At 72.0% G+C, this 17,714-nt stretch carries 16 protein-coding genes and 2 pseudogenes; 9 read left to right on the top strand and 9 right to left on the bottom strand.

Annotation, left to right across the window (positions count from 1 at the left end):
* From B7L92_RS30385 to B7L92_RS30375, 3 genes and pseudogenes are all read right to left on the bottom strand, one after another.
* A pseudogene (locus B7L92_RS30385) lies at positions 1 to 746 on the bottom strand (carbohydrate ABC transporter permease); the annotation flags it as partial.
* Between the two features lie 12 nt (positions 747 to 758).
* Complete coding sequence (locus tag B7L92_RS30380) at positions 759 to 1,754, bottom strand: carbohydrate ABC transporter permease (RefSeq protein ID WP_081240557.1); 996 nt, start codon at positions 1,752 to 1,754, stop codon at positions 759 to 761.
* A gap of 93 nt (positions 1,755 to 1,847) precedes the next feature.
* Entirely contained in the window at positions 1,848 to 3,158 is a 1,311-nt protein-coding gene (locus B7L92_RS30375) for an ABC transporter substrate-binding protein (RefSeq protein ID WP_081240556.1), read from the bottom strand.
* A gap of 303 nt (positions 3,159 to 3,461) precedes the next feature.
* Between B7L92_RS30375 and B7L92_RS30370 the strand changes: the two genes are divergently transcribed.
* Positions 3,462 to 4,475 (top strand): LacI family DNA-binding transcriptional regulator, encoded by a 1,014-nt coding sequence (locus tag B7L92_RS30370; RefSeq protein WP_081240555.1) that lies wholly within the window; start codon positions 3,462 to 3,464, stop codon positions 4,473 to 4,475.
* Positions 4,476 to 4,713: 238 nt separating this feature from the next.
* Entirely contained in the window at positions 4,714 to 5,445 is a 732-nt protein-coding gene (locus B7L92_RS30365; protein ID WP_081240554.1) for an alpha/beta fold hydrolase, read from the top strand.
* Here B7L92_RS30365 and B7L92_RS42895 read toward each other — a convergent pair.
* Complete coding sequence (locus B7L92_RS42895) at positions 5,438 to 5,740, bottom strand: hypothetical protein (protein WP_255311209.1); 303 nt, start codon at positions 5,738 to 5,740, stop codon at positions 5,438 to 5,440. The two genes, B7L92_RS30365 and B7L92_RS42895, sit on opposite strands and share 8 nt — an antisense overlap.
* A gap of 30 nt (positions 5,741 to 5,770) precedes the next feature.
* Here B7L92_RS42895 and B7L92_RS30355 point away from each other — a divergent pair, with 30 nt between their 5' ends.
* Entirely contained in the window at positions 5,771 to 6,124 is a 354-nt protein-coding gene (locus B7L92_RS30355) for a VOC family protein (protein ID WP_081240553.1), read from the top strand.
* 557 nt (positions 6,125 to 6,681) lie between these two features.
* Here B7L92_RS30355 and B7L92_RS30350 read toward each other — a convergent pair.
* Positions 6,682 to 7,515, bottom strand: coding sequence for a class I SAM-dependent methyltransferase (locus tag B7L92_RS30350; RefSeq protein WP_081240552.1), 834 nt, complete (start codon positions 7,513 to 7,515; stop codon positions 6,682 to 6,684).
* A 148-nt stretch (positions 7,516 to 7,663) separates the two neighbouring features.
* Between B7L92_RS30350 and B7L92_RS42885 the strand changes: the two are divergent.
* The 4 genes and pseudogenes from B7L92_RS42885 to B7L92_RS30335 all read left to right on the top strand — a co-directional run.
* Positions 7,664 to 7,750, top strand: a pseudogene (locus B7L92_RS42885) (cytidine deaminase); the annotation flags it as partial.
* Positions 7,751 to 7,875: 125 nt separating this feature from the next.
* Entirely contained in the window at positions 7,876 to 8,178 is a 303-nt protein-coding gene (locus tag B7L92_RS30345) for an ArsR/SmtB family transcription factor (protein WP_081240558.1), read from the top strand.
* Positions 8,175 to 8,567: a VOC family protein gene (locus B7L92_RS30340; RefSeq protein ID WP_081240551.1), complete on the top strand. Its 393-nt coding sequence runs from the start codon at positions 8,175 to 8,177 to the stop codon at positions 8,565 to 8,567. Before B7L92_RS30345 ends, B7L92_RS30340 begins: the two co-directional genes overlap by 4 nt.
* Positions 8,568 to 8,995: 428 nt before the next feature.
* Positions 8,996 to 10,477 (top strand): pyridoxal phosphate-dependent decarboxylase family protein, encoded by a 1,482-nt coding sequence (locus B7L92_RS30335; RefSeq protein ID WP_081240550.1) that lies wholly within the window; start codon positions 8,996 to 8,998, stop codon positions 10,475 to 10,477.
* An 89-nt stretch (positions 10,478 to 10,566) separates the two neighbouring features.
* Here B7L92_RS30335 and B7L92_RS30330 read toward each other — a convergent pair whose 3' ends face one another.
* The 4 genes from B7L92_RS30330 to B7L92_RS30315 all read right to left on the bottom strand — a co-directional run bounded on the left by B7L92_RS30330 (position 10,567) and on the right by B7L92_RS30315 (position 15,827).
* On the bottom strand, positions 10,567 to 11,568 hold the full coding sequence (locus tag B7L92_RS30330) for an NADPH:quinone reductase (protein ID WP_081240549.1): 1,002 nt from the start codon (positions 11,566 to 11,568) through the stop codon (positions 10,567 to 10,569).
* A 233-nt stretch (positions 11,569 to 11,801) separates the two neighbouring features.
* Positions 11,802 to 13,136, bottom strand: coding sequence for an NAD-dependent succinate-semialdehyde dehydrogenase (locus B7L92_RS30325; RefSeq protein ID WP_081240548.1), 1,335 nt, complete (start codon positions 13,134 to 13,136; stop codon positions 11,802 to 11,804).
* A 109-nt stretch (positions 13,137 to 13,245) separates the two neighbouring features.
* Positions 13,246 to 14,346 carry an alcohol dehydrogenase catalytic domain-containing protein gene (locus B7L92_RS30320; RefSeq protein WP_081240547.1) on the bottom strand — a complete coding sequence of 367 codons (1,101 nt, stop codon included), beginning with the start codon at positions 14,344 to 14,346 and terminating at the stop codon, positions 13,246 to 13,248.
* Positions 14,346 to 15,827 carry an APC family permease gene (locus B7L92_RS30315; protein ID WP_081240546.1) on the bottom strand — a complete coding sequence of 494 codons (1,482 nt, stop codon included), beginning with the start codon at positions 15,825 to 15,827 and terminating at the stop codon, positions 14,346 to 14,348. The genes B7L92_RS30320 and B7L92_RS30315 overlap by 1 nt, the downstream gene beginning before the upstream one ends.
* 162 nt (positions 15,828 to 15,989) lie before the next feature.
* Here B7L92_RS30315 and B7L92_RS30310 point away from each other — a divergent pair, with 162 nt between their 5' ends.
* Positions 15,990 to 16,625 carry a TetR/AcrR family transcriptional regulator gene (locus tag B7L92_RS30310; protein WP_081240545.1) on the top strand — a complete coding sequence of 212 codons (636 nt, stop codon included), beginning with the start codon at positions 15,990 to 15,992 and terminating at the stop codon, positions 16,623 to 16,625.
* 296 nt (positions 16,626 to 16,921) lie between these two features.
* Entirely contained in the window at positions 16,922 to 17,443 is a 522-nt protein-coding gene (locus tag B7L92_RS30305) for a hypothetical protein (protein ID WP_081240544.1), read from the top strand.
* The last annotated feature ends 271 nt before the right edge of the window (positions 17,444 to 17,714 follow it).

The following is a 17,714-nucleotide window of genomic DNA, read 5'->3' as shown; positions in this document are numbered from 1 at the left end:
GCCCGCCATGATCAGCGACTGGTCGCGGACGTAGCCCGCGCTGAGCTGGGTGAGGGCGACGGGGACCGTCGGGTTGGTCATGTCGAGCACCACGAACGGCCAGAAGAAGTCGTTCCACGCGTGCACGAACGTGATCATGAACAGGACCGCCATGGCGGGCCGCGCGACGGGNNCAGGTACTGCCGCATGAAGAACACGCCGACCGCGCTCACCAGCGTGGGGAAGATGACGGCGGGCAGCTGCTGCGACCAGCCCAGCTCGGACATCAGCATGAACAGCGGTACGACGCCGAGCTGCGGCGGCACCAGCATGGTGCCGATCACCAGCATGAGCAGGGCGTTGCGCCCCTTGAACCGCAGTTTGGCGAAGGCGAATCCGGCCAGGGTCGCGAACATCACCGTGGACATCGCGATCACTCCGGCCACGATCAGACTGTTGATCATGGCCTTGCCCATCGCGGCCTCGTCCCAGGCCCGGGCGAGGTTGCTGAACAGGTTCGGACCGGGCAGGAAGGGCGGCGGTGTCTGGCTGACCCGGGTGTTGTCGGTGGAGGCCGCCACCATCGTCCAGTACAGCGGGAAGATCGACAGCAGCGCCATGACGGCGAGCAGGAGATAGGCGAGCGGGCCCGCGTGGTGCTGACGGCCGGCGCGCTGGCGCAGCAGCCGGCGGCCGCCGCGGCCGGTCTTCTCGGCGGGGGTCCGGGCCGGGGTGTCCGTCCGGGCCGGGAGGCTGTGGGTGGTCATGGCGACTCCAGGTCAGGACGTGCGGGAGCGCGCGCGCCTGATCAGGCGCTGCACCGCGAAGACGAGGACGAGCAGCAGGAACATCGCCCAGGCGACGGTCGCCGAGCGGCCCATCTGGTAGTTCTTCCAGCCCTCCTCGTACAGCAGCAGGCCCAGCGTCTGGTACTGGTTGTCCGCGCCGCCGCTGACGCCGTTGGGTCCCTGGCCGAAGATCAGCGGCTCACCGAACAGCTGGGTGGCGCCGATCGTGGAGAGCACGATCGTGAAGACGATGGTGGAGCGGATCCCCGGGACGGTGACGTGGGTGAACTGCTTCCACCGCGAGGCGCCGTCGAGGGAGGCCGCCTCGTACCGGTCGGCGGGGATGGCCTGCATGGCGGCCAGGTAGAGCAGCGCGTTGTAGCCGGTCCAGCGCCAGATGACGATGGTGGAGATCGCGATCTGGGCGGGCCACTTGTCGGCCTCCCAGTCCACCGGGTCGATGCCGACCGCGCCGAGCGCCCAGTTGATCATGCCGAAGTCGCGCTCGAAGATCATGGTGAACACGAGGGCCGCCGCGGCGACCGAGGTGGCGTAGGGGACCAGCGAGGCGACGCGGAAGAACAGCGAGGCGCGCATCCGGTAGTTGAGCAGGTGCGCCAGACCGAGCGCCATCAGCAGTTGCGGCACCGTGGAGAGGACGCCGATGGTGAAGGTGTTCAGCAGCGCGTTCCAGAACCGCGAGTCGTTCCAGAGTGCGACGTAGTTGTCGAACGCCACCCACTCCATGACGTCGAGGGTGGCCAGTTCCACCCGGTGCAGGGAGATCCACGACGTGTAGACGAGCGGGTAGAAACTGAAGGCGGCGAAGACGACGAAGAAGGGCGCGACGAACGCGTACGGGGCGCCCTTGACGTCCAGCCGGTGCAGCAGCGCGCCGCGCCGCCGGGCGGTGCCCTCGCCGCCCGTCTTCGGCGGCGGGCCCGGCGGCTCCTCGCCGGCTAGGGCCCTGGTGGTGGAGGTGGCCACCGGACTTTCCTTCCTGGGATACGGATGTGTGGTCCGGGCCCCGGGCCCGCCGCGGGGTGCGCCGGCGGGCCCTAACGGCCTCGGGGGGAGGGGTCAGCCGACCGCCTTCTCGATGCGTTCCCCGGTGGTCTTCCACGCCTCGTCACGCGAGGTGCCCTGCTGCTCGATCAGGGTCAGGCCCTGGGAGAAGATGTCCTTGATGGTGCCGTCCTTGCGGCCCAGCACCTGCTTGTCGGGGATCTCCTGGGCGGCGGCACCGAAGATCCGGCCGATCGGCGCGTTGCTGAAGTACTCCGACTCGGCGTTCTTCACCCCGTCGCTCTCCAACGCCTCCCGTGAGGACGGGATGTTGCCGATCTCCTTGAAGATGTGGGCCTGCTGCTCGGGCGCGGTCAGCCACGCGACGAGCTTCTTGGCCTCCTCCTTCACCGGGCTCTTCTCCACCACGCCGAGGAAGGAACCGCCCCAGTTGGCGCCCTTGGGGGCCCTGGCGACGTCCCACTTGCCCTTGTTCGCCCCACCGGCCTTCTCGCTGATGTGGCTGAGCATCCACGCCGGGCAGACGGCCGTGGCGAACGTGCCGTTGGCCAGGCCCGGGTCCCAACCCGGCTGGAACTGGCGGAGCTTGGCGGTCAGGCCGTCCTCGGCGGCGTCGGCGGCGAGGTTCCAGGCCTCCTTGACGGCCGGGTTCCTGTCGTAGATCAGCTCGCCCCGCTCGTCGTAGTACTGCTCGGGATAGCCGTAGACCATGGCGTTGAACAGGCCACTGGCCGCGTCCATATAGGCCACGCCGTCACCCTTGAAGCCCTTCTTGAAGGTGCGGCCGGCCTCGACGTACTTCTTCCAGTCGCCCTCCCACAGCTCGGCGACCTCCTCGCGGTCGGTGGGCAGGCCCGCCTTCTCGAAGTAGTCCTTGCGGTAGCAGACGGCCATCGGGCCGATGTCGGTGCCCAGGCCCAGCACCTTGCCGTCCTCGGTGCTGATCTGGGACTCCTTCCAGGGCAGGAAGTGGTCGGTGCCGGGCACGTCGGAGAAGTCCGCGAACTTGTCCGCCTGGGTCTCGGTGATCTCCTTGGCCCGGCCGATCTCGATGCCCTGGATGTCCTTGAGGCCCTTGCCCGCCGCGAGCCGGGTCTGCAGCGCGGTGTAGTACGTCTGCTCGTCGCCGGCGACCTCGGCCTTGATGTCGACGTTCGGGTTCTCCTTCTCGTACTGCTCGAGAAGGCCCGTCTCCTTGAGGCCCATCACCCCGTACAGGCCCATGGTGATGACGACCTTGCCGTCCTTCTTGCCACCGCCGGTGACCGAGTCGTCGCCGCTGCTGCAGCCCACCACGAGTGCCAGCGCGCCGACGGCCGCGGCTGTCGCCACCGCCTTCGTGCGCAACGAACCGAGAGTGCCCATGGATCTCCTCCTAGCGACGGCGCTGACACACCGAAGTGACGAGTTCTGCGATGGCCGCAGCGGCTTCGACCATCAGGTGGGAACGTGCCCAATTAAGGGTGGGCACGTTCCCACCGACGCATCGAAGACTCCTGGCCCGGACGGGATCTGTCAATGACTTGAACCGACTTCTCGTCCGGTCCCGCTGCCCGGCGCTCGTTCCCGAAGCTTTCGAAGGCGCTCCGCCCGCGGCGGCATCTGCAACAATTGCCGCTGGTCATCCCCGCGGCCGACGCCGCCGCGGCTGCCGAGGGAGGGGAGCGCATGGCTGGGAATCGCCGGCCCACGATCAAGACGGTCGCCGCCCGTGCCGGCGTGGGCCGCACCACGGTGTCCCGCGTCGTCAACGGCTCGGACCTGGTCAGCGCCGACGCCCGCTCCAGGGTCCTGGCGGCGATCAAGGAGCTCAACTACGTCCCCAACTCGGTCGCCCGCGGCCTGGTGACCAACCGCACCAACGCCGTGGCCCTGGTGATCCCGGAGTCGGAGAGCCGACTCGGCTCGGAGCCGTTCTTCGCCGCGCTGATCCGGGGCGTCAGCGGCGCCCTCGCCGAGAGCCGGACCCAGCTGCAGCTCATGCTCGTGCGCGACCAGGCCGAGCGGGACCAGTTGACCGAGTCGGTGGCGACGCGCCGTGTGGACGGCGTCCTCCTGGTCTCCGTCCACGCCGAGGACCGGCTGCCCGGAATGCTGGAGGAGATGGGCCTGCCCACCGTGCTGGCCGGCCGCCGCGACGCGGGCGAACAACTGAGCTACGTCAACTCCGACAACGCCGGAGGGGCCGCCGCGGCCGTCCGGCACCTGCTGCACAGCGGCCGGACGCGGATCGCCACGATCACCGGCCCCCAGGACATGGACGTCGGCCGCAGCCGGCTCGCCGGATGGCGCACCGCCCACCACGAGGCGGGAGTGCCGGCGAACGAACTCCTGGTCGAGACGGGCGACTTCACCGAGGAGAGCGGTGGCCGCGCCATGCGTTCGCTTCTTGAACGCGCCCCGGACCTGGACGCCGTCTTCGCCGCCTCCGACCTCATGGCGGTCGGCGCCCTGGCCGAACTGCGCCGCTGGAAACGGCAGGTGCCCGGCGATGTCGCCGTGGTCGGATTCGAGGACTCCGTCCTCGCCCGCCACACCGACCCGCCCCTGACCACGGTGCGCCAGCCGGTGGAGGAACTGGGCCGGACCATGGCCCGGATCCTCACCGACATCACCCAGCACGGCGCACCCCGGCAACAGATCACGCTGCCGACGGAACTGGTGGTGCGCGAGTCGTCCTAGACGATCGATTCCAAGGAGTCAGCGCCCCTACGAGGACAGCGACAGGTCCAGCAGGGGCTCGCGCCGTCGGCCCTGTTCGTCGCACGACGGTCTCGGACGCCCTCGTTCTCGTCCCCGCAGACACGTGACCGAGCGGCGTACGGTCAGCCGTTCGAGCACCTTCTGGCATCTCCCTCGATCGCGAGGTGGGCCCCGGCGGTAGAGTCGGCTTGAGGACGGTGTCGCCTGGGGGGGGCTGATGACGGCAGCGGACGCAGTGCCCATGGTCTTCGTTCACGGGACGCGCTTCAGCGCGGGACAGTGGAGCATGCAGCTTGCCGCGCTCCGGGACGAATTCCCGGTGGTCGCCGTCGACCTGCCCGGCCACGGGGAGCGCTCGGCTCAGCCCTGGAGCCTGAGCACCGCGACGGAAATCATCGCTTCCGCGGTGGACTCGCTCGACCGCGGGCCGGCTCTGGTCGTCGGGCACTCACTCGGCGGATATGCCTCGCTGGAGTTCGCGCGGCGCTGTCCGGAACGACTACGCGGTCTGATCCTCGCGGGAGCCAGTGCCTCCACCCGCGGCCTCTGGTCAGTGCCCTATCGGTGGGTCGCCGGGCTGGTCCCTCGTATGCCTGCGGATCGCCTGGCCCGGTGGAACGACCGGCTGCTGCTGCGGCTCTACCCCCGGGAAGTGGTGGAGGCGACCATCCGGTCCGGCTACGCCTTCCACACCCTGCCGGCAGCCTGGGAGGAGGTACTCGGACGCTTCGACGCGGATGCGATGCGTTGTGTGAAGGCTCCGGTCCTCATCCTGAACGGCGAGAAGGACACCGTCTTCCGGGCCGGGGAGACGGACTTCGCCCGCGCGCACCCGCACGCTCGCGTCGAATTGATCCCGCGGGCACGACACCTCGCGAACTTCGACGACCCGGACGCCTTCACCGATGCCGTCCGCCGCTTCGCCCGCCGGCTCCCTGCCGTCAACTGAGCGCGCCACGGCCGGGCTCACCCGGCACCCCTGGACACCTCGACAGCGACCGCGCGTTCGGCCCGGTCAAAGAGTCGAAGGTCGTGCCGGTGGGCGGGTTCGCCCGCTTGCGGTGGTCGCGCCGGGTGACGGCCTCGCGGCCCTTGATCCCTTCTTCGAGCAGGACGCGGACGACCTCGGCCGGGTCCCACCGCTGCGATTCCGCGGTGGCGAGGACGTCCGGGGCGGCCCTGCGGAGACAGGGGGATCCCGCTCGGGTCGGCCCGCCGACGAGGAAGGCCTGAACGCCTGTCATTCGCCGCCCTGGCAGGTCTAAGGTCGGCGGATGACCTTGGAATGGGAACAGGTAATCGTTCACTCGGCGGATCCGGTGGCCTTGGGGCGGTGGTGGGCCGAGGCTCTTGGTTGGGTTGTGGTCCACTCCTCCGACGAGGAGTTCGAGATCCGCCCGGAGCCGGATCGCCTGCCGGGGTTGGATTTCGTCCGGCTCGATGAGGGCAAGAAGGCCAAGAGCCGGCTGCATCTCGACTTCAGGCCTGACGACCAGGACGCCGAGGTGGCTCGTCTGGTGGCTCATGGCGCACGGCATGTCGACATCGGCCAGGGCGACCAGTCGTGGGTCGTACTGGCGGACCCCGAAGGGAACGAGTTCTGCGTCCTCGGCCCGCGGCGTCGGTAAGACTCACGCCTGGGACGGGGCGATGGCGAGCGCCGGTTCGACCACCTGCCGGGCCCCTCAGCATGCCGTCGGGGCCCGCAGGAGCGTGCCGCGGATGCCGGGGAAAGACGCACGCCCCGGCGGCACCGGCCCGATGAGGACTCGGGTGCTCCCGGAGTGCCCCGACCTGCGAGATCCCTCTCGTCGGTGAGGGGCGCCGCCCGTCGGCCCTGCTGGTCACCCGGGGCCAGTGGGGCGGTGCCCCGCGGCTCGTCCCGGGCGTGGAACGCATCCGCGTCGGTCGGCCGGGCAGCGGACACCCGCGCACCCGGCCCGATCACCTCGGCGGCGGCAAGGCGTACTCGTCCCGCCGCAACCGTTGCCGCCTGCGGCAATGGCAGATCAAGCGCGCGCTCCCCGAGCCGAAGGCCGGCGGGCCGGTCGGCAGGCCCGTGGCGGCGAGGGCGGCCGACCCGTCGGCTTCGGCAAGAGGTCGCGTCGGCGCAGGAACGCACGGAGCGGACCGTCAACGCCCCGAAGAGCTCCCGGGTTGTGGCTACGGGGTTCGACGAGCGCGTCTACGTCTTCCGCGGCGCCGTCGTCGCCTCGGTCCGACTCCGCTCGTGATCCGCGACCGGCTGGTCGTCCGAGCCCGCAGCCGACGGCGGTACCTCGACGACGAAGAACAGGAAGGTGGGTCTGGTCGAAAGGTCGTGGAAGTCGTCGGGGAACAGCTCACGGGCGGCCGGGTCGGGCTGCGGCTCGCTGATGGCGGCGAGACGGAAGCCGGCGGTGGCGAAGGCATCGGTCATCGCGTGCAACGGCCTGCGCCAGAACCTCATCGGGGCGGACCGCCCGCCGAACGTCCACTCGAAGCCATAGCTGGTGCTCGCAAAGTAGTCGGGCCGAGGCTCCTGGATCGTGTAGGCCACGAAGGGGTGCTCCACCGACGCGATCAGCCGGCCGCCGGGCCTGAGCACTCGCCGCAACTCGGCCAGCGTCGGCCCCCAGTCCTCCAGGTAGTGCAGCACCAGCGACGCGACCACGTCGTCGAACGCACCGTCGGCGAACGGCAGTCGGTCGCTCAGGTCGACCTTGTGCAGGGCCACGTCGTCACCGAGCCGCCGCCTGGCCGACGCCAGCATCCCGGCGCTGGCGTCGATGCCGGTGACGACCGCGCCGCGGTCGCGCAGTGCGGCGGTCAGGGGGCCCGAGCCGCAACCGGCGTCCAGGATCCGACGGCCGGCCACGTCTCCGGCGAGGGCCACCATCGCGGGCCGCTCGTAGTACGCGTTCACGAGGTTGTCCTCGTTCTCCGCCGAGTACGCCTCGGCGAAGCTGTCGTAGTCATTCACCCGGCCCCGATCCGCGGACCGGGCGAGGCTCTCGGGCACGTCGGTCAAGCGTTCCATCGTCGCAGCCTAGTAGTCACATGATCCGCCGGACAGGCGCTGGTGACCCGAGTCGGACAGCCGTCGCCCTGCGGCATGTGACGCGCCGTTCGGCCGCCGGTCCGGGCGGCGCGGTGTCGCCGGGCCGTCGGGGGCGGAACGAGGAGGCGCCCGCACGCGCCACCGGGACGACCACCACGCCGTGGCGGCCGCGGCCCGTGCCCGGGACGGCCGGATCGTGACCGCGGTGAACGCCGTCCAATGCGGCATCCAATGCGGCACCAAATCCTGTCTCGTCACTCCGCGGACCGGAGCGGACCGACCCGGAACGCGGCGCGCCCCGACTTGATAGGCAAGCAAACACTTGCCTATTCTGTGGTCGTGGCCGACGACCTTTTCAAAGCTCTGGCCGACCCCACCCGCCGCACCATCCTCGACGAACTCACGGAGAAGTCCGGGCAGACGCTGTTCGAGATCTGCTCCCGGCTGAGCATGAAGCACCGGCTCGGCATCTCACGCCAGGCGGTCTCCCAGCACCTCGCCGTGCTGGAGTCCGCCGGGCTCGTCGAGACCAGGCGGGAGGGCCGCTACAAGTTCCACGACCTCAACACGGCCCCGCTGCGGCAGATCACCGAGCGATGGCTCGTGCCCGACACATCCGGACCGGAGAAGAGCACCCCATGAAGATCCACCTGACCAGCGTCTTCGTCGACGACCAGGCCAAGGCCGAGCACTTCTACACCGAGATCCTCGGCTTCGTGAAGAAGCACGACGTCCCGGTGGGCGAGAAGGACCGGTGGCTGACCGTCGTCTCGCCCGACGAGCCCGGCGGCACCGAACTCCTCCTGGAGCCCGCCGGTCACCCGGCCGTCAAGACCTACCGCGACGCGCTCGCCAAGGACGGCATCCCGCTCGCCCAGTTCGCCGTCGACGACGTGCGGGCGGAGTACGAGCGCCTGCGCGGCCTCGGCGTCCGCTTCGTCCAGGAACCCCTGGAGATGGGCCCCGTCACCACCGCGGTCTTCGACGACACCTGCGGCAACCTGATCCAGATCGCGGCACAGCCGCAGTAGGCGGTCGGCCGCGCGCGGGGGCCGGTCCGTGGCGGCGACCGGATCCCCGCCACGGACCGGCGGCGCGGGCATCACCCCGAAGGTGCCCGGAAGCCTCTCGTCCGGGACGCCCGGCCCGGGACGGCCGCCCTGTCCCGTCGCACACACCCTTGCCACCGGACCGCCGCTGTCCCATGATCTGCCTTCCCGGTTCCCGCACCGCGCCGCACGCTCCGCCACGTCACCTCACCGGCCCGCGCCGTCCGCCCGCGCAACGCCCGGGGCCCTGTGCGCGATTCGAGCCCCCCGCACGCTGCGGCGCCATCGGTACGGGTCGCTGCGGGCGGGCACCGCCGGCACCACGGACGGGCGGCCGGCCGAACCCGCCGCCCCGGCCACCGCCTCCGCACCCGAGCCCGGCACCGCCGGCGGACAGGAAGAGACGCGAGATGCCCCCTGAGCCCTCCCACTCCCCCACCGCGCTGCCTCCGGGCCGGCCGGCCGACGAGCTGCTCGCCGAACTGCGCGGCCTGCGGGACGGCGACGCCCCGACGCGTGGCGGCCGGACCTTCGCCTACGTCTACGACGCCGGGCTGCCCGGCCTGGACGAACTCGCCACCGCCGCGTACGGCGCGTACGCGACCGTCAACGGGCTGGACCCCACGGTCTTCCCCAGTGTGGCCCGGCTCGAGAACGACGTGGTGGGCGCGGTGTCGGCGGTGCTGGGGGTGCCCGGCGCGCAGGGCACCTTCACCAGTGGCGGCACGGAGTCGATCCTGCTGGCGGTGAAGGCCGCCCGGGACCACGCACGGGTCGAACGGGGCGTGGAGCGGCCGGAGCTGGTGCTGCCCTCGACGGCGCACGCGGCCTTCCACAAGGCGGCCCACTACCTGGGGGTGGAGACGGTGGTGGTCCCGGTCGACCCGGTGGGCTTCCGCGCCGTCGCCCCCGCCGTCGAGGCCGCGCTCACCGACCGGACCGCCCTGGTGGTGGCGTCGGCGCCGTCCTACGCGCACGGGGTGGCGGATCCCGTGGCCGAGATCGCGGCGGCCGCCGCCGCGCGCGGGGTGCTGTGCCACGTGGACGCCTGCATCGGCGGCTGGTACCTGCCGTTCCTGCGCCGGACGGGCCGGGCGGTGGAGCCGTTCGACCTCTCGGTGCCGGGGGTCACGTCGCTCTCGGTCGACCTGCACAAGTACGGGTACGCCGACAAGGGCGCCTCCGTGGTGCTGTACCGGGACGCCGAACTGCGCCGCCACCAGTACTTCGCCCACGCGGGCTGGCCCGGTTACCCGGTGGTCAATCCCACCGTCCAGGGCACCAAGTCCGCCGGCCTCCTCGCCCAGACGTGGGCCGTGCTGCGGCACATCGGCGAGGACGGCTACACCGAGTTGGCGCGGCGCGTCGCCGAGGCCGCCGAGCGGCTGGTGCCGGGGCTGCGGGAGATGGACGGTCTGCGGGTGCTGGGGGAACCGGACGGCAGTCTGGTCGCGTTCACCGTGACCGGGCCGGGGGGTGATCCGGACCTCGGTCTGGTGCTGCACACGGCGGACGAGATGCGGGCCCGCGGCTGGTACCTCCAGCCGCAGCTCTCCTTCGACGGGCTGCCGCCGAACCTGCATCTGACCCTGACGCCGGCGACCGGCGACCGGGTGGGCGCCCTGCTGGCCGATCTGGCGCAGTCGCTGAAGGCGGCACGCGCGGCCGACCCCGTCGTCGCCGATCCGGCGCTGGTCGGGCTCGCCGCGGGGCTGGACCCGGACACGCTCGGCCCCGAGGAGGTGGCCGGGGTGCTGGCCTTCGCCGGACTGGGCGACGGAGGAGGGCTGCCGACGCGGACCGCTCCGCTGCTGGCGCTGCTGGACGCGCTGCCGGGACGGCTCAAGGAACGGCTGCTGACGGAGTTCGTCGGTTCGCTCTTCCGCGTCTGACCGGCGACCGGACCGGTCGGCCGCCCAGCCCGCCTGCGCGCGGGGAACGGGCAGGAAGGCGTGAACGGTCAGGGAGGTGTCGTGAACGGTCAGGGAGGCGTGAGGAGCAGCCGGCCGCGCACCTCGCCGGCCTCCAGTCTCCGGTGGGCCTGGGCCGTCATCGACAGCGGCAGGCGGTCGGCGACGCGCGGGCGCCACGCGGTGTCGCGCAGGAGGCGCACGACCGCTCCCGCCGCCTCCGCGAGGTCGCCCACCGCGGCGTTGCTGATGGCGAAGCCCACGATGCTCGCGTCCCTGGTGTACAGCCGGCCCAGCGGCAGCACGGACGGTCCTCCGCCCAGCCCGACCATCGCGACCAGGCGCCCACCCCGCGCCAGCAGGTCCACGGCGTCGGCGAGGACCCCGTGCCCGGAGGTGTCGAGGTGCACGTCGTAGCCCCCGGGCGCGGCCCGGCGCATCCGGGGACCGAGATCGGGCGCGCGGTGGTCGAGGACCTCGGCGGCCCCCAGAGCGCGCACCGCCGGGGCGTCCTCGGCACGCGCGGTGCAGACCACCCGTGCCCCGGCCGCGGAGGCCAGTGCCACGGCGGCGGCGCCCACGTTGCCGGCTCCGCCGCCGACGTACACGGTCTCCCCCGCCCTCAGCCGCCCGTGCCGGAACAGCGCCAGCCAGGCCGACGCCGCGGGGTGGGCGGCGGTCACGAGGTGCTCCGCGGTGATGTCGGGCGGCGCCGCGTAGAGCCGTTCGGCGGCGACCGTGGCGTACTGCGCGCACGCTCCCTGCCGGCCCGCGTGGCCCAGGCTGTTGCACCACACCCGCTGCCCGGGGGTGAAGCCCACCGCGCCGGTTCCGGCCTCGGCGACCTCGCCCACCAGGTCCCGGCCGAGGACGAAGGGGAACGGGAGCGGTGTGGCGTAGGCCCCGGAGCGCACGAAGGTGTCGACCGGGTCGACGGCCACGGCCCGGACGCGGACGAGCACGTCCGTGGGGCCCCGGGCGGGCACGGGGAGTTCGCCGTAGTGGATGGCGTCGGCCGGGCCGACGGAGTCGATGTAGGCCGCCCACATCGTCTCGGGGACTGTGCCGGTCATGGCCCTCATGCTAGGGACCGCGGTCCCCTCGGACGGGCTCCCGCGCGCCGCCGGGCGCGGCGCGCGGGAGCCCGGAGCGGGGAGCACTCGACGCGGCTCGAGGCACGTGCCCGGCGACGGGTGATCGACGCCGGGTGTCCGTCGCCGGGTGGCCGTGGTGCGGTGCCGTCCCCGGCCCGGCCGTCCGGCGCGGTGCCGGGAGGGCGGGAAGGGGACGGCGCGGAGGAGACGTCCTACTTCACGACGCGGATGAGCTTCTTGTTGACGAACTCCTCGATTCCGAGCCGGCCGAGCTCGCGCCCGAACCCGGAACGCTTGACACCGCCGAAGGGCAGCTCGGCGCCCTCCGCGCCGACGCCGTTGACGAACACCATGCCGGCCTCGATCCGGTCGGCGACCCGCTCGGCCTGCGCGGGGTCGGTGGTGAAGAGGTAGGACCCGAGGCCGTAGGGGGTGTCGTTGGCGATCCGCACCGCGTCCTCCTCGTCGGCGGCGGGGAAGACCATCGCGACCGGGCCGAACAGTTCCTGGCGGGCGGCGCCGTGCTCGGTGGTGAGCCCCGTGAGGACGCCGGCCGGGAAGTGGGCGCCGCGCCGCTCGCCCGTGCCGTGCAGCGTGGCGCCCTGGGCGACGGCCTCGGCGACCTGGCGGCCGAGGTTCTCGGCGGCGGCGACCGACGACAGCGGGGCGCCGGTCTGGCCGGCCAGCAGCCGGGCGGTGAACTTCTCGACGAACTCGTCGTAGAGATCCTGGACGACCACGAACCGCTTGGCGGCGTTGCAGGCCTGGCCGGTGTTGTCGAGCCGGGCGGCGACGGCGGCCTCGACGACCGAGTCGAGGTCGTCGGTGGACAGCACGATGAACGGGTCGGAACCGCCGAGTTCGAGGACGACCTTCTTCAGGTGGCGGCCGGCGATCTCGGCGACGGCGGCGCCGGCCCGTTCCGAGCCGGTGAGCGACACGCCCTGGACGCGCGGGTCGGCGATCACCCCGGCGATCTGCTCGTTGGTGGCGTACACGTTGACGTACGCGCCGGACGGGAAACCGGCCTCGGCGAACAGCTTCTCCAGCAGGGCCGCGGTGGCCGGGCACTGCGGGGCGTGCTTGAGGACGATGGTGTTGCCGATCGCCAGGTTCGGGGCGGCGAAGCGCGCGACCTGGTAGGCGGGGAAGTTCCACGGCATGATCCCCAGGAGTACGCCCACCGGGCTGCGCCGGATGACGGCGCTGCCGGGACCGGACGTGACCTCGATCGCCTCGTCGGCGAGGAACGCCTCGGCGTGGTCGGCGTAGTAGTGGTAGATGTCGACGCAGAAGTCGACCTCGCCCTCGGCCTCCTCGAGCGGCTTGCCCATCTCGCGCACGATGCTCGCGGCCAGTTCCGCCCGGTGCTCCTTGTGCAGGTCGCCGAGCCGGCGCAGCAGCGCGGAGCGCTCGGCCACGGAACTCGAACGGCCCCACTGGGTGGCCGCGTGCGCGGCGGTGACGGCCGCCGCGACCTCGGCGTCGCTGGCGGTCGGGTAGATCTCGGCGATCTCACCGGTCTTCGGGTCGGTGACGGCGTACATCAGGCCTCCGGAAGGTGGTCGGGCGCAGGGCGGCCGTGTCCGGTGACCGCCTGTCCTGCGTCTGTGGTCTCTGTATGGGGGTGTGCCGGGTGACCGGCAACCGGATGTCTCACGGCTCGAGGATCGTTCTGACGCCGGTGTTCGACCTGAGGTCGTCGAAAGCCGCCGCCGCTTCCGCGAGAGGCCGGATCCTGCCGATCAGATCGTCCATCGGCAGCCGGCCCGCCAGGTGGAGGCGGGCCAGTTTCGGGATGTCGATCTCTCCGACACTGGAGCCGTAGTTGCATCCGAGGATACGTTTGCCCTGGTCGGCGAGATCGAACAGGTCGAACGCCCCGGTCGCGCCGGTCGGGGCCATCCCGACCAGGACCGCCGCGCCGCCCGGGGTGAGCATGGCCGGAAGAGTCTCGATGACCTTGGGGCTTCCGATCGCCTCGAAGGCGTAGTCCACCCCGCCGAGCTCCTCCTGGCACCAGGCGGCGACGTCGGTCACGGCCCCGTCGAGGGTGTGGGTGGCCCCGAACCGCTCGGCCGCGGCGAGGCGTTCGGGAGAGAGGTCGACGGCGACGACGGGGTCGGCTCCCGCCAGGCGCAGCCCCATCACCACGGAGAGTCCCACGCCGCCCGTGCCGACGACGACCGCGGACTCGCCCGGACGGACGCGGGCGGTGTTCACGACCGCGCCCACGCCGGTCGTGATGGAGCAGCCGAGGAGGGCGCCGATGCCGAACGGAAGCTCGTCGGGGACCTTCACCGCGGCCGTCTCCGGAACGACCAGCCGTTCGGTGAACGCCCCCAGGCCCAGGTAGGGCCACACCGCCCCGCCCCGGTCGTCCGTGAACGGGGTGCTCCCGTCGGGCAGCGTGTTGGCGACGGCCTGGGTGCCGGTGCACAGCCATCCCTTCCCGGCCACGCACTTGCGGCAGCGCCGGCACGGTGCGAACCAGGACAGGACGACGTGGTCGCCGGCCTTCACCGAGGTGACGCCGGCCCCCACGGCGGTGACCACTCCGGCCGCTTCGTGGCCGAGCACCAGCGGGCGGTCGGTGGGCCAGTCACCGGTCACGATGTGCAGGTCGGAGTGGCACACGCCCGCCGCGCGCACCTCGATCTCGACCTCGCCCGGCCCGGCGGGCCTGAGCGAGACGCGGCTCGACCGCAGGCCGGAGGCGGGGTCGAAGACGACGGCCGGGGAGAGTTTCGACGGCATCAGAGCGCCTCCGTCTTCTGCGTGGTCGGGCTTTCGGGAAGCTTGGTGTGGGGTTTGACGACCACGACGTAGACGAGGCCGGCGACCAGGAGCGCGGAGAAGACCAGGACCACGGCCCAGACCTGGACCCAGCTGCCGTCGGCGGGGGCGAGCTCGGCGCGGGGCCAGGCGATGTTGATCGCCTCGAAGAGCAGCCACACCACGGCGAGTGCGTTGATCACCAGACCGGGCCGTCCCAGCCGCAGTCGCCCCGCGGAGGGGTTCCACCGGCCGCTCAGCCTGGCGACGAGCGCCACGACCGCGACCGTGAGGAAGATGAAGTAGAACCCGCCGGACCCGAACGCGATCAGGGTCGCCGCCGCGTTGCCGTTCAGCCCGAGCAGGAGTCCGAGGCCGGCGAGCACGGCCGTCGCGATGAGCGAGACGTACGGGATCTGACGCGGGCCGACGGTGGCGAGCGTCGGGGAGAAGGGCAGCTGACGGTCGCGGGCGAACGCGTAGACGGCACGCCCGATGTACGTCTGGATCGAGATGGCGCACGCGAAGAACGCGATCAGGACGACGAGGATGAAGGGCTTCTCGCTCCATCCGCCCAGTTCCCGGGTCACGGCGGTGAAGACGGGGTCCGCGGTCGCGCCGGACACCGCCTCCTCGGGCCGGCGCAGCGCGAGCGTCACGGCGAGCCCGGTCAGCAGGACGGTGAAGGCGACGAACAGATAGGCGCGCAGGAGTGCCCGCGGCACGCTGCGCCGCGGCTGCTCGGTCTCCTCGGCCACCTGAGTGGTCGCGTCGAAGCCCAGGAACGCCCAGCCGGCCACCGCGAGACAGGTCAGGAAACCCGCCAGGACCGACCCGCCGGAGGCCGCCTCGGCTCCCAGCGTCTCGAAGAGGATCCCGAAGCCGTTGTGGTGCGCGAAGAGCAGCAGGAAGGCGCTCACCGCGATGGAGGCGACGCCCTCGGCGAGGATGCCCGCGTTGAGGAAGTGCTTCACGGGGTTGACGCCCAGGAGGTTGATCCCGAGCGCCACGGCGACGAAGAGCACGCCGAGGAGCACGTGGGTCGTCGGCGACAGCGGCCGGTCGCTGAAGAGCATGTGCAGCCAGCTCGCCCCCAGGTAGGCCACCGTGGTCAGGGACGCGATGGCCGAGGCGAGGTAGATCCAGCCCACCAGCCAGCCCAGTCGCGGCCCGCCCAGCCGGCGCACCCACTGGTACACCCCTCCCGTCATCGGGAACTGGGACGACAGCTCGGCATAGACCGTGGCGACCAGCAGCTGGCCGAGGAAGGCCACGACGACCGCCCAGATCCAGGCGGGTCCCGCGAAGACGAACCCGAGCTGGACGACGGCGTAGATGCCGACCACGGGCGAGATGGTCGCGAACCCGATCGCGAACACGGCCCACGCGGACAGGGTCCGTTTCAGCTCCTGCTGATAGCCGTACTCGGCGAGTTCACCGGCGTCGGTGCGCGTGTCGTCCATGTTCGTCTCCTGACAGTGGTGCAGACCGGCCCGCGGCCGGGAAGAGCCGCCCGCGCTGCGGACCGGGGGCCGGCGGCGGGCCCGGGGGCACCGATCCGGCCGGCAGCTATTGGTCACGCGACCAATTGCCTAATTGGTCGCATACTCAATAGCATTCGCCGCATGACGTCAAGGGATCCGGGCAAACGAGTCCGCAAGGCGCCGGCCGAGCGCCGCCACGAGATCGTCACCACGGCCGCGCACGTCGGACTCACCGAAGGGCTGGAGTGCATCACCCTCCGGCGGGTCGCCGACGAGCTCGGTGTCCAGCCCGGACTGGTGGGGCACTACTTCCCCTCGGCCGACAAGCTCGTGGCCGAGGCCTTCACCAGCGCCACCATGGCCGAGCTCGACGGCCTGCTCCCCGAGGAGTCCGCCGGCCCCGGCCACGACACCCCGCTGCACACCCTCCGGCGCTTCTTCACCCTGATCTCGAGCACCGAATTCGACAACGTCAGCAAGCTGTGGCTGAACGCACGGCACCTGTCGCGCTACCGCCCCGTCCTCCGCGACCACGTCGTGGAGCAGGAACTGCTCTGGTGCCGCCGCATCGAGCGGCTCGTCGCCGCGGGCGCGCGGGCGGAGGTCTTCCGCTGCGACGACCCCTGGGCGGCCGCCGTGCGCATCCTCGTCGCGATCGACGGAGCCAGCGCCTACATCAACACCAGCGCCGACCACCGCACGGCCCCGATCGCCCACATGGCCCGCGCCGTCGCGGAAAGCGAACTGTCCCTGCCGCCCGGCGCCCTCGAGCCGTAGCCCCGGGCCCGACCGGCTGCCCGGCGGGCGGCCCCGGGCCCGGTCCACCGTCCGGAAGGCCCGGCGCGACCGGTACGCGCCATTACCTCCACCGCCGGCCCGTCGCGGGGCCGGGCACGGCCTCCCCGCCGGGCCGGTGCTCCCCACCGGCCCCACCGTGCGCGTATGCGGTCCACGGCCGCTCGCCGCGCCCCCGGCGCACGGCCTTCGCGAAGAGCGCGCTTTCGGTCGTCCCCGGATCCGTTCGCCGGCGCGGGGCAGACGCCGCGCTCCTCCCGTGCCTAACCTCCCGGGCCATGCGATCACCCTTGAGGAGACGTCTCGGTCTCACCGTTGCCCTCGTCCTCGCCGGGTTCGGCCTGGCCCCCTCCGCGAGCGCGGCCGGGCCCGGCCCCGCCGAGCTGACGTTCACCAGTGACAGCGCCACCACCACGCCGGGCGGCACGGTGAACCTGTCGATGACGCTGACGAACAACAAGACCTACGACCTCTGGTTCGTCTACCAGAGCATCGATCCCACCTGGCTGACCACGCAACGCCCCGACCTGAAGTACGCCATCACCGGCTGCAGCCTCGCCACGGCCACCGGCCCCGCCGCCTGTTCCGGCACCGGCCCCACCGATCTCGGCACCAACTACGGCGCCCCCGTCCCGCCCGGCCAGAGCCGGACCGTGACGCTGACGCTGCAGATCGCCGCCGACTCCGGCTGCAACGGCAACATCGGCTTCTACTCGTACTTCTACGCCGAGTTCAGCGACGGCACGAGCACCAGCGGCGGACCGGTCCACACGCCCGAGACGCGCGTCCTCTGCTCCTGACGGTCGCGCCGGGCGGAGGGTGGTGACCGAAACCCTCCCGCCCTCGTCCCGGCCGCGTCCCTCCGTGCCGACGGCAGTCCCGCCGGCGGGCCCCGACGGTCCGCCGGTGTCCGGCATCACCTCTCCGAGCTGGGCAGAACCCCCGGAGCCGGGTGCCGACCGGTGCCCGGGGCGGGCCTTCGGCCCCGAAGAGCGCCTCGGCCGACGACCTGCCGTACACCTGCGTTTTTCCGTCAGGTTTCGCAACAGGGACACAAAAGCTGCACAGGCA

The organism is Streptomyces viridosporus (assembly GCF_002078235.1).
GTDB classification, from domain to species: domain Bacteria; phylum Actinomycetota; class Actinomycetes; order Streptomycetales; family Streptomycetaceae; genus Streptomyces; species Streptomyces viridosporus.
The sequence above is the reverse complement of the archived record's forward strand: the minus strand, read 5'-3'. Positions and strand labels throughout refer to the sequence as shown.

Excerpts from the sequence above, each read along its gene's own strand:
- B7L92_RS30375 (WP_081240556.1), bottom strand. The coding sequence starts at position 3,158 with ATGGGCACTCTCGGTTCGTTGCGCACGAAGGCGGTGGCGACAGCCGCG.
- B7L92_RS30370 (WP_081240555.1), top strand. The coding sequence starts at position 3,462 with ATGGCTGGGAATCGCCGGCCCACGATCAAGACGGTCGCCGCCCGTGCC.
- B7L92_RS30365 (WP_081240554.1), top strand. The coding sequence starts at position 4,714 with ATGACGGCAGCGGACGCAGTGCCCATGGTCTTCGTTCACGGGACGCGC.
- B7L92_RS42895 (WP_255311209.1), bottom strand. The coding sequence starts at position 5,740 with ATGACAGGCGTTCAGGCCTTCCTCGTCGGCGGGCCGACCCGAGCGGGA.
- B7L92_RS30355 (WP_081240553.1), top strand. The coding sequence starts at position 5,771 with ATGACCTTGGAATGGGAACAGGTAATCGTTCACTCGGCGGATCCGGTG.
- B7L92_RS30350 (WP_081240552.1), bottom strand. The coding sequence starts at position 7,515 with ATGGAACGCTTGACCGACGTGCCCGAGAGCCTCGCCCGGTCCGCGGAT.
- B7L92_RS30340 (WP_081240551.1), top strand. The coding sequence starts at position 8,175 with ATGAAGATCCACCTGACCAGCGTCTTCGTCGACGACCAGGCCAAGGCC.
- B7L92_RS30335 (WP_081240550.1), top strand. The coding sequence starts at position 8,996 with ATGCCCCCTGAGCCCTCCCACTCCCCCACCGCGCTGCCTCCGGGCCGG.
- B7L92_RS30330 (WP_081240549.1), bottom strand. The coding sequence starts at position 11,568 with ATGACCGGCACAGTCCCCGAGACGATGTGGGCGGCCTACATCGACTCC.
- B7L92_RS30325 (WP_081240548.1), bottom strand. The coding sequence starts at position 13,136 with ATGTACGCCGTCACCGACCCGAAGACCGGTGAGATCGCCGAGATCTAC.
- B7L92_RS30320 (WP_081240547.1), bottom strand. The coding sequence starts at position 14,346 with ATGCCGTCGAAACTCTCCCCGGCCGTCGTCTTCGACCCCGCCTCCGGC.
- B7L92_RS30315 (WP_081240546.1), bottom strand. The coding sequence starts at position 15,827 with ATGGACGACACGCGCACCGACGCCGGTGAACTCGCCGAGTACGGCTAT.
- B7L92_RS30310 (WP_081240545.1), top strand. The coding sequence starts at position 15,990 with ATGACGTCAAGGGATCCGGGCAAACGAGTCCGCAAGGCGCCGGCCGAG.
- B7L92_RS30305 (WP_081240544.1), top strand. The coding sequence starts at position 16,922 with ATGCGATCACCCTTGAGGAGACGTCTCGGTCTCACCGTTGCCCTCGTC.